This is a genomic window from Desertivirga xinjiangensis (assembly GCF_024436435.1).
GTDB lineage: Bacteria > Bacteroidota > Bacteroidia > Sphingobacteriales > Sphingobacteriaceae > Desertivirga > Desertivirga xinjiangensis.
The window spans coordinates 111,273-127,209 of sequence record NZ_JAFMZP010000011.1; the positions used below are offsets into that span (position 1 = coordinate 111,273).

Sequence of the window (15,937 nt, forward strand, 5' to 3'; positions counted from 1 at the left end):
GTAACCTTTGCACAATCAAGTATCGTACAATTGAAGTTTATAAAAAGATTTTCACCAGCATAGATATTGCTTCCGTAGTCGCAATAGAAAGGTGTTTGAATATCTATTTGTTCACCTGTTTCAGCAAACAGTTGTTTAAGGATCAGTTTTCGTTCAAGCGTATTTTCAGCTAAAGTCTGATTGTATTTCGCAAACAGGCTGCGCGCTTTTAAGCGCATTTGTACTAGTTCAGGGTCGTTTGCATTATATAATTCCCCTGCAAGCATCTTTTCTAGTTCTGACTTCATAGAATTTTTTTCAAGCTTCCGTTAAGGTGTTTCTTATCCCTTTAGTTTCTAAAATCTCTGTTACAGCTCTCAATAAGGCTTCCGATGCTTCGATCTCTTCCTTGCGGATAGAGACACTTTCGATGTTCAAGCCAAAAGGAATGTTTTTCTCCTGGCAAAAATCGATGATCTCTCTGGCAATCTTGATGCACAGGTCTACAGATTTTTTAAGGATATCCTGGGAGTTTGCTAGTTCATTTGTCAGCCAGTCAGGTACATGTATTCCAAGCCAATCCAGAAACTTCAAGGTTTTAAGTGAACCACAAGGAGTAATGGTAAATATTAATGTTGGGACCGGTGTATTATGTTTTTGGCTATGAAAGTATACATCAGAGATTAGATTTTTGACGTATTCAATGTTGTAAACACATTGAGTAATGAAAAACCTGCAGCCGCTTTCCATTTTATGTACTAATTTGAGATGTTCATTCTTTTTAAGACAATGCCTTTCCGGAATGGCTACTGCTCCCAGGTAGTTATTTAAATTTGCCTGCCGCCAGATTTCGTATGCCCTGTATAATGGTAATTGGATGGGATGCTCTTTAGAAGGGACACCAACAAAAACGGTGGAGTTTTCGCCCGGATTATTTTTCAAGAGCAATAACAGTTGCTGTTCTGAAAGTTTTCCTACGGAGCAATAAACAATTTTTTCAACAGTTAAGCTCTTTAAATTAACATTGGAATAAGTGAAGGCGTCGATAGTTTGGTAAAAAGGGAATGGGCGCTCATTAGGATTTCGAGAACTTTCATCCTGCAGGTCATACACCACAAGGCCATCTATATTAAGTTTTTCGATCCGGCTAATTGTTTTCTGCGTTATTGTATCGATTTTTTCCTCTGAATTCTGCGATTTTGGAGGGGTGATACCATAAAGCAAAATTCCTGACTCCCGGTTTTCGATCTTATTTCTGAACATAGCGCTGCAATTTACTACAGTTCATAAGAATTTCAACGTGATAAATTAAAAAGTGTAAATAGATTATTGTAACAAAATTTCAAATTAGCTGTTATTGCTTTTAATCGAGAGCAGCGGGTATCAGGCTTAATTTATGAAAATCTGATATTAAATGTTTAAACATCTTTGAATATTTTTATATTTGGACAACCAGTTGGCCTATGGCAAGAGTTATTTTAATAGACGACGATCCCACGCACCATCACTTAGCTAAAGCGCTCATGCAGCACTACGAGTTTTTTGATGACTATAAGTGTTATACAGATCCCAGAACCGCACTGATTGATCTGATGGATGCCTATTACTCCTCAGAAGCTCTGCCTGATCTTATACTACTTGATCTGAATATGCCGGGAGTAAATGGCTGGGAATTTCTTGATATGTTTGACAATCTGAGAGCCATGGTTTCTAAGGATATCCCGGTTTTTATTGTCACCTCTTCTATTGACCCTAATGATATGCAACGTTCCAAAGAATATACTGCTGTTAAAGGCTTTTATTCTAAGCCAATTTCGCCTGCTATTTTCAAGGAAGTAGTGGAAAAAAGGTCTGCATAAGCTATCGTATTGCAGCTTCAGCTAAAATCTATTAAACGAAACACCCCGGCAGAAACATAGCTGGTTTCATTAAAAGCATTATAATTGCTACCTTAGCCGTCTTTTGTTATCAATTTGCGAATGAACACATCCTTTGATTTTGAGAAGCCAATTGCTGATTTACAGCAACAGATAGAAAAAGTTAAGCAAGTAGCTGAAAAAACAAAAGTGGACATGTCTGCTACACTTGCGGAACTTGAAGAAAAGCTCGATGCTTCAAAAAAGCATATTTATACTAACCTTACCGGTTGGCAGCAAGTACAGATATCCAGGCATCCCGAACGGCCTTATACGCTACAGTACATAGATATGATCTGTGAAGATTTTATTGAACTTCATGGTGACCGTACTGTGAAAGATGATAAAGCTATTGTTGGTGGTTTTGCGTCAATTAACGGTGAGACAGTTATGGTGATTGGTCATCAGAAGGGCACAAATACCAAAATGCGCCAATACCGTAATTTCGGAATGGCTAATCCTGAAGGTTACCGGAAGGCTTTACGCCTGATGCGACTGGCCGAAAAATTTAATAAACCGGTAATTACCTTTATTGATACGCCTGGCGCTTTTCCCGGTTTAGAGGCAGAAGAACGCGGACAGGGCGAAGCTATTGCAAGAAACTTGCTTGAAATGTCGGTACTTAAAGTTCCTATCTTATGTTTCGTAGTAGGAGAGGGGGCTTCGGGCGGAGCATTAGGAATTGGCATTGGAGACAGGGTATATATGCTTGAACATACCTGGTATTCGGTGATATCTCCGGAGTCTTGTTCTTCAATTTTATGGCGTAGCTGGGATTACAAGGAAAAAGCAGCGGAAGTACTTAAGCTTACGTCTGAAGATATGTACAAGAATGGCCTGGTCGACGGTATCATCCCCGAACCTTTGGGCGGAGCTCATTTAGATCCGCAGCAGATGGCCGATACTATAAAGTCTAAAATACTTGAGGACCTTGCTGTATTAAACACCAAAGATGCTGAACTTAGAATCACTGAACGGATAGATAAATTTTGTGCGATGGGCGTTGTAGTGGAATAACCTAAGTAGAGTATAAAAAAACCCGGAAGCTTAACGCTTTCGGGTTTTTTTATACTCTATTTGGAGACTAGAATCCTGAGGACATAAAGCGAGACTCTAATGCAGTGAATTTACTCTTAAGCTTATTATTAAGTGCCGTTTGTTTATTAGCTTCTGTTGTCTTTAGCATTTCATTCAACACAGAGATTCCCAGCTGAACATCGTTGGATGCCAGGTTTGGTTTGTTTGATGAAATATCACCCAGGTAATTAAGTTCAGCCTCTATAAAGTTCGCAGTGTTTTCGATAAGCTTGTTTGCTTCTGCAGTTTCATTTACTTTATACAAGAGGTCTGCCGTATAGTATTTGTGAAGAACGTAGTAGAATAAGTAGTTCTTCTCAGGGATCACTTCAAGAGCTTTTTTCAAAGTTTTACGTGCCTCTTCAGTTTTGCCTTCCTTTAAGAGTTTTTCAGCCAACGAGTTGAAGGTCTTAATCACCGTAGCTATCATACGGGTCGATTCAGGATCCAAGTAAGAAGCCTGCTTCATATTACCCCACTTGAATTTATTAACCACGTTATTATACATTGCTGTACTATTGATCAGGTCAGGTGCTTGTTGGGTGGAATCTACCTGAGCGGGTTTCAAAGGAACCAGGCGATAAGCAAAACCTTCATTATATAGGTACTTCTGCAGGCCGATGTAGTTTTCCGATGGAACAGTAACTGCAAAGTAAATTGGTCGTTTCCAGTTGTTATGAGCAAGGATGTCGAACATGGCAAGTTCAGCCTTGGTAACGTAGTTCTGGTTATATGACCACTCCATTACCGGAGCGATACTGTCTTTCATTGCAGGACTTACTGTCTTAGTAGCAAGAACATCGGCCGGATTAATTGTAAGTTTAAGGTTTTTAGTCGGCAGAATATTTTCCCTGCTTCCATCCTGAAGCGTTACCTTATCACTTTCGTCGTCTGATGTAATTACGTCAAAAACGTTTTTTAGCTCTACAGGACCCTCAATTTTATAATCATAATAATAAATCACATCTCGCACACCCTGAACAAATTTATCGTCGCTCATCGTGATAGGAAGCGCCTCAGCTTCATTCACTTTCTTTTTCATCTGGCGCACATACCAGTCGGTGCCTAAAAGACTAAGGTTGACTATACGTATGTCGGGACGTACACCTTCCACTTCCTGCACGTACCATAAAGGATAGGTGTCATTGTCTCCGTATGTGAATAATATAGCATTTGGTTCGCATGATTCCAGGTAGTCAACAGCGAAGTCGCGCGTAGTGTATTTTTCCGAACGGTTATGATCGTTCCAATTTTCTTTGGCCATTAACACCGGTGCTGCCAGCAAACAAATTACAGTAGCCAATACTCCGGCGTTGGTTGCCGATACTTTTGCTCTCAGCCATTCTGCAATAGCAGCAACACCTAAACCTATCCAAATAGCAAAAGCATAGAATGAACCGGCGTAGGCATAGTCACGCTCGCGCGGTTGCAAGGGGTTTTGGTTAAGATAAAGTACAATAGCGATCCCTGTGAAAAAAAAGAGCAATCCTACTACACCAGCGTCCTTCTGATTCCTTTTGAAATGCCAGAACGCACCAATAAGACCTATGATTAAAGGAAGAAAATATAAACGGTTATAGGCGTTGTTCTCCTTAATGCTAGGGGGAAGATGTTCCTGTGAACCTAATCGTATTGCATCCAGAGGTTTAATGCCGCTTATCCAGTTGCCCGAAGTGAAGTTTCCATGGCCCTGATCATCGTTTTGCCTTCCGGCGAAGTTCCAGAGAAAATACCTCGCATACATAAAACCTGACTGGTATGAGAACAGAAATCCAAGATTATCCCCAAATGTCGGAGATTGGCCTTCCGGGATTTTCATCCAATCGCGGTAAAAGCCTACATGCTGCTGGCTTCTGCTGTACATTCTTGGAAGCAAAGTGTTCCTGTCATAGATGGTTTCGTACTTCTTGCCGGCAATCTCATATTTATCTTTTCCTTTGCGGTAAATGTTCCCGCCTTCCTTGTTCTCTATAGGTTGTGAATCAAAATATTCGCCATATAACAGAGGCCGGTCGCCATATTGCTCGCGGTTTAGGTAGCTTAATAAGGCGAATACATTTTCAGGATCACTGTTATTTAAAGTAGGATCTGCTTTAGCTCGAATTACGATCATGGCAAATGAACTGTAGCCAACAAGGATAAAAGTGGTACAAAGTAAAGCCAGGTTCAATACTGGTTTTGCATGTTTAATAGAATGAAGTATACCGTATGTCAAGCCTCCGATGACGAGTAGCGAAAATACCACGACGCCGGTTCCAAAACCTAAACCAATAGTGTTAACAAAGAAAAGGTCAAAGTACGCGGCAAACTTTACGATGTATTGAATAATTCCGTATTGAATAACCCCCAGTATAATAATACCCACGATCAATGCAGTAATTGTTCCGGCACTGGTAACCTTTTTCGAACGGCGGAAATAATAAATAAGGGCGATTGCAGGAATCACCAGAAGGTTCAGAAGGTGGACCCCTATTGACAATCCCATAACATAAGCGATGAAAATGATCCATTTGTCGGCACCTTCTTCATCAGCATGATGATCCCATTTCAATATTGCCCAGAATACAATGGCAGTACATAATGACGACAAGGCATAAACTTCTGCCTCGACAGCCGAAAACCAGAAAGTATCTGAAAACGTATAGGCCAACGCGCCAACAATACCCGCACCCATAATAGTAATCAGCTTGCCTGTCGATATTTCTTCGCCTGTTTTTATCAATACCTTTCGGGCGAGTGCTGTAACTGTCCAGAACAGGAACAAAATGGTAGCAGCACTGGCTAGGGCAGAGCTCATATTCATCCAAAATGCTACGCGGCTTGCATCAGAGCCTGCAAGTAATGAAAATATCTTTCCGATCATCAAAAAGAGGGGAGCTCCCGGTTGATGAACAATTTGTAATTTATAGGCAGATGCAATAAATTCTCCGCAATCCCAGAAGCTGGCAGTAGGCTCAAGAGTAAGCGTGTAGGTAATTGCTGCAATAAGGAAGCAAAGCCACCCTAAAAGATTGTTGGTTTTTGTGTAATTCATAATGATATTAGGTGCAATCCTAAATTTATTGAAGCCGAAAATAGCGAATAGTATTTAATTAGCAATCTATTAAAAGGAGGTTTAACATATTTTAAGCATTGAATCAGGGCTTTAGTTAAATTTTAAAAATTCTTTTGTGGTTTTTGTTTTATACTTCTATATTTGCAGACCAATTCGGAAGGACGCTTTCGACGAGGAGATTGCCCGATAGTATAAAGGTAGTACGACGGTTTTTGGTACCGTTTGTCTAGGTTCGAATCCTGGTCGGGCAACTGAAATTTTGAAAGAATCGGGTTGTAATATGCAATCCGATTCTTTTTGTATAATACCATTTCAATAACAATCACAGTATGCCACTGCAATTTAATCCTGTTAAGTTATTTGCTGGTTCCGGAACAACGGATCTGGCCGCAAAAATTGCTAAAGCTTACGGTGCAGAATTAGGAGATGTTGTCCTTTCCCGGTTCAGCGATGGAGAATTTCAACCTTCATTTAATGAGTCTGTTCGCGGTTGTGATGCCTTCTTAATTCAATCAACAAGTCAGCCTTACGATAATCTTATTGAGTTGTTATTGCTTACAGATGCGGCAAAGCGTGCCTCGGCTCATTATATTACTGTGGTAGTGCCTTATTTCGGCATGGCCAGGCAAGATAGAAAAGACAAACCCCGCGTAGCTATCGGAGCGAAGTTAATTGCAAATCTGATCACTGCTTCAGGTGCAAACCGCATTATGACCATGGATCTTCATGCGGCGCAGATACAGGGCTTTTTCGATATTCCGGTTGATCACCTGGATGCCTCAGTGATTTTTGTTCCTTATATCAAAAGTCTCAATCTTCCTAATTTAACTATCGCTTCTCCAGACATGGGAGGTTCATACCGGGCCCGTACTTTTGCAAAGTTCTTTAATGCAGAAGTGGTGATTTGCGATAAAAGAAGAAAAAGAGCGAATGAAATTGAATCTATGTCGATTATCGGTGACGTCACGGGAAGAGACATCGTTTTAATTGATGATATTTGTGATACAGCAGGTACCTTAGCTAAAGCTGCTGAGCTGATCATGCAAAACGGTGCAAATAGCGTAAGAGCGGTTTGTACACATCCGGTTCTATCTGGTAAAGCCTATCAAACCGTAGAAAATTCTGTATTGACTGAACTGATCGTTACGGATACAATTCCATTAAAACAACAATCTCCAAAAATAAGAGTGCTTTCTACAGCTGAGTTGTTTGCAAAGGCTATTGCGAATGTGAACGAACACGGCTCTATAAGTAAATTATTTCAAGTAGACTAAGAACTTATATATTTTTTAATTTTTTAATTTTTTTACGATGAATACTATCGCTATTAGCGGTTCTAAAAGAGAGAACGTAGGGAAACGCGATGCCAAAGAGCTGCGTTACCAGGGAAAAGTTCCTGCTGTTTTATACGGCGGAAAAGAGCAAACTCACTTTGCTGTAGTTGCAAGTGATTTGAAACCTTTAATTTACAGTGCTGATGTTCACTTTGTTGAAATTGAGGTTGACGGTGTAAAAACAAAAGCAATTGTTCAGGATGCACAGTTCCACCCATTGAATGAGCAGATCATGCATGTTGATTTTTTCCAGCTTGATGAGAAAAAACCACTTGTTATGCAAATTCCAGTGAAGTTAACAGGTACTTCTCCTGGTGTTAAAATGGGGGGTAAATTAGTTCATAAATTACGTAAATTACGTGTTAAGGCTCTTCCTGCGGATATGCCTCAATATGTTGAAGTAAGCATTGAGCCATTAGAAGTTGGTAAATCGGTTCGTGTACGTGATTTGAAATTTGATAATTTTGAAATCACTAACACTCCTGAAGATACTATCGTTTCTGTAACTACATCACGTGCTCTAAGACAAGCAGAGCAGGAAGCTGCAAAAGCTGGTAAATAATCTTAGGCTTGAGAAAAATTAAGGACCTTACCACCCTTGCATTTGCAGGGTGGTAAGGTCCTTTTTCATTTCAAAACAATACGATAAATTGCACTGGATTAAACAACAAAATTATGGATACAGCATGCATGTATTGCGCCCAGGATCAAAGGCTTACAGATATTATGATCGAAGTCTGTACATTGGAATCTTCCACTCTCTACCTGTTTAAAGAGCAAACTTACAAGGGAAGATGTGTTATTGCCTACAATAAAGCACATATTCAGGAGATCTTTGAACTCTCGAAGGAAGAGCGGGCGACATTTATAGATGATGTGGCAAGAGCCGCGAAGGCAATCAGCGTCGCCTTTGGTGCCGGAAAGATGAATTACGGTGCTTATGGCGACAAAATGCCGCACTTGCATTTTCATCTGGTACCTAAGAACGAAAACGCTCCCAAATGGGGAAGTACTTTCGATATGATGCCTGATGAAAAAAACTACCTAACTGAGGCGGAATATTCAGAAGTAATTGAAGCTATCAAGGTGCATTTGTAAAGGCTGCATTCATCTTTCTGCCAGTGCTTTACCAGAAAGATGAATGCTTTATTTAAAAAGCTCTATAGTGTAATCGAGCAAATTCTGGCCGCCAGGTTTACCATGACCGGGAACAACGATTTTTACTTCCGGGAATCTCTGTTTTAGCTTTTGTACGGTTGAAGGCCATGCTTTTAAATCAGCATCATTAAGATTCCCCTTTTGGGCTCCCTGCTCTTTGATGAGGCAGCCCCCAAACAACACACTATCTGCAGCAAAGTATCCCACTACATTGTCTGGCGTATGGCCAGCTCCAAAAAATCCTGCATATACTTGTAGGTTGCCTACTTTAAGAATAAGTGAATCCGTAAAGGTGTATTCAGGCTGTGTAAGTTGCGGTTCCTTTGTTTTAAGTATATTAATTGTGCGGCTGTTTGCATACGATCTTATGTTATGGTCATGGAATGCCTTCAATCCTCCTACGCAATCTGCATGAAAGTGGGTAGCAACAACTGCAATAATGTCAAGCTTTCTTTTGCTTGTAAGGAAGGAAATAAGCTCTTCTGCACTTACGTCGTCTGCAGGCGAGTCGAAAACCACTGCTTGATTGCCGTTTACTACAATAATGCCGTTGCAGGGCACTTTTCCGAAGCTTTCTATCTGTAGAAAAGAAGTATGCAAATAAACATGCGGCGAAATTTGTGTGATGCTGAGAGTCTGTGATTGGTATACCGGTTTATCAGTCCCCTTTAAGGTATCTGATGTCTCAGCAGATAATTTTGAAAGTAATCCCAAAGAGATAAGTATAGTAAAGAAAGACCGGATCATCATGTTGTTGCAGTTTTCGCTAAGGTACAGTTCGGTGTTTAGACTTTGTAGATAATCGATTGTTTTCTGTTATCATAATTGTAGTTTATCATTTGCTCTTACAACTTCCGAATCACCCAATAAAACCCCACAGCTGTAAGGATAGACACCAGACCGGTTACAGACCAAAGGACATCAAAGCCAAAGTGGCTGGCTAGGCGGGTGCCTGCAAAAGGTGAAATGATGTGTGCCGCAGAAAAGGAAAGTGAGTTGACCCCCATGTAGGCGCCTTGTTTGTCTCTTGGCGATCTTTGCATAGTAAGAGTCGCCATAAAAGGCATCGCTAGTATTTCAGATAAACAAAGAAGCAGCATCCCAAAATATAACACTGGATATTTGCCTGGAAGTAAAAGCGCCAGGTAGGAAGCCCCGCAGAGTAGCGTACCTGTGATGATAATCGTAGAGGCACTCCATCTTTTTCCAGCAATATGAACGAGGATCATTTCAAGAGAGAATACCACAAAGCCGCTGAAAGCTAAGATTACGCCGATATTCCACTCACTTAAGTGATGGGCCGTGCGGTAAAAAAGCGGAAGAGTGCTTAATAACTGAAAAAAACATACGCTATACAGGCAACAAAAGAAACTGAAAATAAGAAAATAAGGGTCTCTCCACGGCGAACCCATTGCCCGCGAAGCTGATACTTCGGGCTTTGCCAGTTTTCTCTTCCCACGTCCCCTGAAATACAGATAAAAAAATAATCCAGCCAAACCAGAACTCAACGCATTGCCGTAAAATAACCAGTGGTACGACCAGGCAGCAAGAAAGCCTCCAAGGGCAGGACCGATCGAAAAGCCAAGGTTCATAGCCATGCGGTTGAGGGAAAACGCTTTGGTGATGTTTTCAGGCGTAGTATACGAAGCAATCGATACCGTATTTGCAGGCCTGAAAGTTTCGCTGATCACACTCAATACAAACACCCCGGCCGCAAGTGAGATGGGATCTTTTAACTGGGGAAGAAGGCAAAATATGGGAACTGCAAGCAGGAGGCATAGAAATTGGACTTTAAAGTTTCCTACTTTGTCACTTAGCCAGCCCCCGAGCGTTGATCCAAATACTGCTCCCACACCAAAACAGCTTAAAATTGTTCCTGCATCTTTCAGGCTAAAATTCAGGGCGTCTGTCATATAAACACCAAGAAAGGGAATCACCATCGCTCCGCTTCGGTTGATAAGCATGATTAGAGCCAGGACCCAGGCTGGCCTTGACAGGCCTCTGTAGGAGTTAAGATAGGTTTGGAAAAGTTTTCTCATGTTGCTGCTTGCCGATGGTAAAAGTACAGAATTGCTAAAACGTTAAAAATCCTGCTTATGCAACATGAGGCTAATACATTTACTGCCTTTAACCTTTAGACGTGCCGGATCACCGGATAATGTCAGTATCTATAGGGATATATCCGAGGTGCCTTGAGAGTGACAGTATCTGCCCTTTATGATGGAATTCATGAGTGATCACGTGACAGAAAAGTTTTAATGGACTAACAGTGCCTGGTATATTATCTAAGATCACATTTATCTCTTTGTGCATCTTTCCTGAATAAAGGGTAAGAAAATCTTCCAAAAGGTTGTCAATGCTAAGGAAGTAAGTAATGACAGCCGGAATGTTACTGATTGAAACATAAGCAGGAATGTCGATATCCCGGCCAAGAGCATGCTTGCCAATCCAAAATTCATAGGTGTTGCCAATGTGCACGAGCAAATTCCTAATACTTCCTTTGCCAAAAGAACTGTTTTCAGCAATGAAGTCTCTTTCCGAAAGGGTCGTGCAATAATTAAACAGAACATTGCGGGATGACTTAATAAACTCGTATTGTTGCTTTATTAACTCCATAAAGTCCGGATAAGATAGTATTTTATACAATCAGGCAGGCATTTCAGCCCGCCTGATTGTAGTGTTTTTTAAAGTCTGCGCCATGGCTTTGCGCCACCACCTAAGCATCATAATTTAACCGGCCACTTCTGCCAGCTCTTTTTTTGCCCCCGGAGCCTCATATTTTCCTGGCGTTGGTCCGAAGGATTTAACAAGCCGGTTCCATGAATTGATCTGAGCTACCGCGAGGGTGAGGTATGCAATTTCGTCTTTGCTGAAATACTTATTCAGATCTTCATGGATGTCGTCGTTTGTTTCGTCTGTGCGCATTAGTGTAAGTCTCTCCGCAAAAGCTAGCGCTGCTTGCTCTTCGCCATTGTAGTATGGCGCTTCCCTCCAGGCAGACACAGACATTAAGCGGAGAGGAGTTTCTCCAGCATGTATAGCTTCTTTATAATGCATGTCAAGGCAGTACGCACAGCCGTTGATCTGTGAAACACGCATCCGCACGAGCTCCAGCATCTTGTAGTCAAGACCGCTTTTGTCAATTACTTTTTGTACCTGCATCATTGATGCATAAAAGCCCTCAGGCAAATGGTTAAATGAAATCCGTTCCATATTCTATTTTTCTACAATGACAAACAGCGTGTTCTTTATGTGACAGCATCGCGATTTTTTAATAAAGATAATTTTTCCGGATTTCGTAAAATGAATACATTTTTAATTATACCTTTTTCAATATGAAATATCTTGCAGGTTGTAAGGCTCTCGCCCTCATAATAACAGAGGGCAGGTGAGTGATTGATAAAGCAAAAAGACCCGTCCCGATCCTGGTAAAACTTTTGATAGATACCAGATAAAAATGCAAGGCAGTCCTGTTTGCCGTGCAAGGGATTAACTGCAGCGCTGGCTTTTCCACCGCCGTCCGAAACAATGCTGATATCTTCTTTTAAAAGTTGTTCAAGCTGGCTGATATCAGCCCTTGCCATAATGTCGAGATACTTCTGCAATAAGAGGGTATCTGGCATAGATTGCGCTGGCGCCTGTACCTTTATCCTCTTTTTTGACCGGGCTAAGAGTTGGCGGGAGTTTTCTTCGGTCATGTCGAGAAGCCGGGCAATTTCTGAGTGATCATAATCATAAGCTTCCCTTAGAATGAAAACAGCGCGCTGGCGGGCATTTAATTTTTCGAGAAGAACCATCATGGAGTATGAAAGAACCTCCTTTCGGTCTATACGCTTATCGGCGGTGTCTGTTTCCACAGGTTCAGGCAGCCATTGTCCCGGATAGTTTCTGATTTCCCGCCGGTGTTTGTTTTTGAAATTAATAGCATGGTTTATCACCATCTTTTTTATGTAGGCCTCTTTGTTAAAAAGTGAGCTTTCATTAAGCTGCAGGTACTTTATATAAACATCCTGGACAATGTCCTTCGCTTCGTCAATGCATCCGGTGATATTGTACGCATACGTGGTAAGTACAGGCCTTAAATCTTCCATATTTCTAATTACTATGTCTTATCCCGACAAGTTGGCCAAGGAAAAAGTGACAAGCAATTTAAGGAAAATGTTTTTATACGAAAACAGGGTTAAAACAATCGCTTTAACCCTGTCTTTAAACTGAAAAACTTTAGTCGTCAGGAGTTATCATCAGCCCCCGAATTGCCGGATTTTAATTTATCCTTTTCATCGAGATAATCCATATCCATTTGTTCTTCGTGCCCATCGTAACCAATCATAGTGTCTTCTACAGCCATCTTATAGCCGTCCTGTTCGTGCAGATCTTCACTTACGGCGTTGGTGGTACCTGCAAAACCAGTATCATTTGTTGCTTCCGGATCAGGTTTGTTCGTTTGAGCACCTCCAATGGAATTGTCATGTCCCTTAGCCTGTTCTTTATTTTTTTCCTGCTTTTCCATAGTTTTTGTTTTACTGTTATCGAATAATTATTGTGCCAGTATTTACCCTGTATGAATCTCTTACTGCTGGTAAATACTAAATGTCAACGGAAAAAAACTGCATTCACGCTCGAAAATAATTTTTGAAACACCCCTTGCTGGTTTTTGTTGCCAATCTGATATGAGAAATTTGACTATACTGTGTATATTAATTTGTTCCCTGGTTAACAGGTCTTTTTCACAAGGATCTAAAGCAAAATTAAAAGCTTCTTTCAAACAACGGGTTATTACATCGAATTTAAAAGACCCCTGGGAAATTATATATGGGCCCGACGGTTATCTATGGATAACTGAATCTAAAGCTTATTCGGTAAGCAGGATTAATATTGCCGACGGGAAGAAAACGGAGATTTTAAATTTAAATTCGGAGAAAAACTTTGGCGACAAGCCATGGCCGCAGGGAGGGTTAATGGGCATGGCGCTGCACCCGCAGTTGTTGTCGGGAAAGCCTTTTGTATATCTGGCATTTGTCAACAAGTTTATCCAATCTGAGCCAAATTATGGTGGAAATTTCTTTCAGACGAAAATTGTTCGATATACCTGGAACCCTAAAAGAGGTATGCTTTATGATCCAATAGTTATTTCTGATTCAATTCCCGGAAGTAATGATCATAATGGAGGTCGTTTGATCATTGCCAGGGCTGATGGACGAGACTATCTATTTTATTCCGTGGGAGATATGGGCGCAGGTCAGTTCGATAATGGAGGAAGAGCAAATCATGCGCAGGACATTCGGTACTACGAAGGAAAGATATTGCGGTTTAATGCAGAACCCGATCAGGATCAAGATTCTGTAAAAAAATGGATACCCGGGTCCAATCCTTTTGAAAACGCAGTATGGAGCTTAGGGCATCGTAATCCTCAAGGCCTCGCCTCGGCTATTATAAATGGAAGCTCAAAATTATATTCATCAGAACACGGGCCATATTCTGATGATGAAATAAATCTGATAGAAAAAGGTGCCAATTACGGTCATCCATTTATTATTGGATATAGGGATGGGAATTATGACGGCCTGGCTGCTAGTGTAAGTGATCACGATAGTTTGCCGGGTAAGTGGAATACAACGTATCCGCTCATAGAAAGCGAGGCTAAAAATGCAAAAAGGATCGGCTCGTCGTACCGTGATCCTCTCAAGGCTTTTAACCCTAACCATAGCAAATTTTTAAATGAACTTTTTAACGCTACAATAACTAAAGCGAACAAACCCGACTGGCCTTCAGAAGCGCCGTCAAGTCTTGCGATATATACATTTGATGCGATTCCCGGCTGGAAAAATTCACTGCTAATTCCAACACTAAAGGGCGGAAAGCTGCTAAGAATGAAACTGGATAATGATGGAAGAAAGTTATCAGGCAAGGAAGAGGAGTATTTCAATTCAGATAACAGGTATCGTGACATTGCAATTTCACCCGATGGAAAGACCATCTATCTCATTACGGACCAAAGCGCTGAGACATCAGGGCCAACTAAAGAAGATCCGCAGGGAAGTTCACAAAAAGGTGCCGTTATTGAGTTTACGTATGATGGGATGTAAAGAATTCATTATTGGTTACCGGTTGTTGCATCGTCCCGTCTAAAAGGGCCTGAAGTACGGTCTTGACACTAATCCTGTAAATGGCCATGGAATAGAACTTAAAATAATCAGAAGGCCGATGGTGAACCAGATTGTCATTGTCTTAAACTTGTCGCGGTCTGTGTTCTTTCTTTTTGCTTTTGCAGAGCCCACGGAGATGACGCTGACAGCGACGAACATCATCAGGCTATGCTCCATTCCGAAAAAACGTATTTCTCTCAGGTGAATGGCCTCGTCAAAATTCTGCATGAAATATTTTACAATGGGGCTTATAAAATATAGAATTATCCCAAGGGTAAATTGAATATGGGCTATTGTAGCTGTGACATGTCTCAGTCGGTCATGAGAATCGGAAAACTTCTTTTCCTTGATAGAGCCATACCAGGCGATAACAATGGAGATGAGTAAGGATCCCAAAACGAACCAGCGAACGTAGGAATGTAATGTTAGCAAGATAAAATACACATTGCTTAGATGCAGTTGAAGGCGGAACGTTACAAAATAAGTTTTCAATAAAAACACCAGGACAGGCCTACGGCTTAAAGGTCCGGCTGCGAACCGGTCCCTGGTCTTAATTTAGTCTGTGAAATGGGAAAGAGGCTATTTCATAGAATGAAATCCGATGGAGTTGCCTTCACTATCTGTGCAGATTCCGCAATAACCATATTGGCCGATCGACATTTTATCCTGAATAACCTGGCCTCCTGCTGCGGCTACTCTTGAGAGTTCTACCGCACAGTCTTCACATGCAAAATAATTAAGTGTGCCCCCTGGCCCGGGTTTTAAGTTGTCTGACTTAACTAACATGCCGCTCATTCCAGGAGTGTCCATATTGCCGGGAAAAAATACCATTTCAAAGGATTCATCAGATCCTTCTTCAGCCTCCATGCCGGAAGGCACCGGTGCGGGTTCCATCTTAATATCTAAAACCGTTTCGTAGAATTTCTGGGCTCTTGCCAAATCTTCCACATAAATTTCTGTCCATACAAACGGGTTTCTTGCTGTTTTCATAGCTTAAAAATTAATCTATTTTAATCCAAAGATCATCAATAAAATTACAAAATTAGGGTGGCAAAGAAGAAGGACACAAGGCTGAATTTAAGATGCAATTTAGTGCAGAAATTAACCATAAAGCTCACAAAGCCAGTGCGCAATCCAGCTCGCAATCATAAAATTTATTATCTTTATTTGAACTTTTTGGTAATCTCTGCACATTAAACAACTCCATGATATTAAACCTTCACATTAGATTTTCTATGTTCCTCATTTTGTTCCTGATAGCAGGGTCTCAAC

At 41.0% G+C, this 15,937-nt stretch carries 16 protein-coding genes, 1 tRNA gene and 1 pseudogene; 7 read left to right on the plus strand and 11 right to left on the minus strand.

What is annotated here, in order from left to right; genetic code table 11:
* Window positions 1-125 precede the first annotated feature (125 nt).
* Both J3P37_RS23175 and J3P37_RS20680 read right to left on the minus strand, forming a co-directional pair.
* A pseudogene (locus tag J3P37_RS23175) lies at window positions 126-287 on the minus strand (maltose acetyltransferase domain-containing protein); the annotation flags it as partial.
* Between the two features lie 10 nt (window positions 288-297).
* Window positions 298-1,242: a methylenetetrahydrofolate reductase gene (locus tag J3P37_RS20680; RefSeq protein WP_256013445.1), complete on the minus strand. Its 945-nt coding sequence runs from the start codon at window positions 1,240-1,242 to the stop codon at window positions 298-300.
* Window positions 1,243-1,442: 200 nt separating this feature from the next.
* Here J3P37_RS20680 and J3P37_RS20685 point away from each other — a divergent pair, with 200 nt between their 5' ends.
* A complete protein-coding gene (locus J3P37_RS20685; RefSeq protein ID WP_256013447.1) occupies window positions 1,443-1,838 on the plus strand; it encodes a response regulator in 396 nt (131 codons plus the stop codon).
* Between the two features lie 120 nt (window positions 1,839-1,958).
* A complete protein-coding gene (locus J3P37_RS20690) occupies window positions 1,959-2,912 on the plus strand; it encodes an acetyl-CoA carboxylase carboxyltransferase subunit alpha (protein ID WP_256013450.1) in 954 nt (317 codons plus the stop codon).
* Window positions 2,913-2,979: 67 nt separating this feature from the next.
* Here J3P37_RS20690 and J3P37_RS20695 read toward each other — a convergent pair whose 3' ends face one another.
* Window positions 2,980-6,006 carry a glycosyltransferase family 117 protein gene (locus J3P37_RS20695; RefSeq protein WP_256013452.1) on the minus strand — a complete coding sequence of 1,009 codons (3,027 nt, stop codon included), beginning with the start codon at window positions 6,004-6,006 and terminating at the stop codon, window positions 2,980-2,982.
* 201 nt (window positions 6,007-6,207) lie between these two features.
* Here J3P37_RS20695 and J3P37_RS20700 point away from each other — a divergent pair.
* The 4 genes from J3P37_RS20700 (at window position 6,208) to J3P37_RS20715 (ending at window position 8,459) form a co-directional block, all read left to right on the plus strand.
* A tRNA-Gln gene (locus tag J3P37_RS20700) sits at window positions 6,208-6,278 on the plus strand.
* A 78-nt stretch (window positions 6,279-6,356) separates the two neighbouring features.
* Window positions 6,357-7,301: a ribose-phosphate pyrophosphokinase gene (locus tag J3P37_RS20705; protein ID WP_256013455.1), complete on the plus strand. Its 945-nt coding sequence runs from the start codon at window positions 6,357-6,359 to the stop codon at window positions 7,299-7,301.
* 37 nt (window positions 7,302-7,338) lie between these two features.
* Window positions 7,339-7,923, plus strand: coding sequence for a 50S ribosomal protein L25/general stress protein Ctc (locus J3P37_RS20710; protein ID WP_256013457.1), 585 nt, complete (start codon window positions 7,339-7,341; stop codon window positions 7,921-7,923).
* 113 nt (window positions 7,924-8,036) lie between these two features.
* Complete coding sequence (locus J3P37_RS20715; RefSeq protein WP_256013460.1) at window positions 8,037-8,459, plus strand: HIT family protein; 423 nt, start codon at window positions 8,037-8,039, stop codon at window positions 8,457-8,459.
* 48 nt (window positions 8,460-8,507) lie between these two features.
* Here J3P37_RS20715 and bla read toward each other — a convergent pair whose 3' ends face one another.
* The 6 genes from bla to J3P37_RS20745 all read right to left on the minus strand — a co-directional run bounded on the left by bla (window position 8,508) and on the right by J3P37_RS20745 (window position 13,029).
* Entirely contained in the window at window positions 8,508-9,266 is a 759-nt protein-coding gene (bla, locus tag J3P37_RS20720) for a subclass B1 metallo-beta-lactamase (RefSeq protein WP_439648983.1), read from the minus strand.
* Window positions 9,267-9,364: 98 nt separating this feature from the next.
* Entirely contained in the window at window positions 9,365-10,558 is a 1,194-nt protein-coding gene (locus J3P37_RS20725) for an MDR family MFS transporter (protein ID WP_256013465.1), read from the minus strand.
* Window positions 10,559-10,667: 109 nt separating this feature from the next.
* Window positions 10,668-11,135, minus strand: coding sequence for a DinB family protein (locus J3P37_RS20730; RefSeq protein WP_256013467.1), 468 nt, complete (start codon window positions 11,133-11,135; stop codon window positions 10,668-10,670).
* A 114-nt stretch (window positions 11,136-11,249) separates the two neighbouring features.
* Entirely contained in the window at window positions 11,250-11,732 is a 483-nt protein-coding gene (locus J3P37_RS20735; protein WP_256013469.1) for a carboxymuconolactone decarboxylase family protein, read from the minus strand.
* A gap of 35 nt (window positions 11,733-11,767) precedes the next feature.
* Window positions 11,768-12,610 (minus strand): sigma-70 family RNA polymerase sigma factor, encoded by an 843-nt coding sequence (locus J3P37_RS20740; RefSeq protein ID WP_256013472.1) that lies wholly within the window; start codon window positions 12,608-12,610, stop codon window positions 11,768-11,770.
* A gap of 137 nt (window positions 12,611-12,747) precedes the next feature.
* On the minus strand, window positions 12,748-13,029 hold the full coding sequence (locus J3P37_RS20745) for a hypothetical protein (RefSeq protein ID WP_256013474.1): 282 nt from the start codon (window positions 13,027-13,029) through the stop codon (window positions 12,748-12,750).
* 160 nt (window positions 13,030-13,189) lie between these two features.
* Here J3P37_RS20745 and J3P37_RS20750 point away from each other — a divergent pair, with 160 nt between their 5' ends.
* Window positions 13,190-14,605, plus strand: a complete 1,416-nt coding sequence (locus J3P37_RS20750) for a PQQ-dependent sugar dehydrogenase (protein ID WP_256013476.1) — start codon at window positions 13,190-13,192, stop codon at window positions 14,603-14,605.
* A 39-nt stretch (window positions 14,606-14,644) separates the two neighbouring features.
* Here the strand turns inward: J3P37_RS20750 and J3P37_RS20755 are convergent, their stop codons facing one another.
* Window positions 14,645-15,097 carry a hypothetical protein gene (locus J3P37_RS20755; RefSeq protein WP_256013478.1) on the minus strand — a complete coding sequence of 151 codons (453 nt, stop codon included), beginning with the start codon at window positions 15,095-15,097 and terminating at the stop codon, window positions 14,645-14,647.
* 147 nt (window positions 15,098-15,244) lie between these two features.
* Entirely contained in the window at window positions 15,245-15,655 is a 411-nt protein-coding gene (locus tag J3P37_RS20760) for a VOC family protein (protein ID WP_256013480.1), read from the minus strand.
* Between the last annotated feature and the right edge of the window lie 282 nt (window positions 15,656-15,937).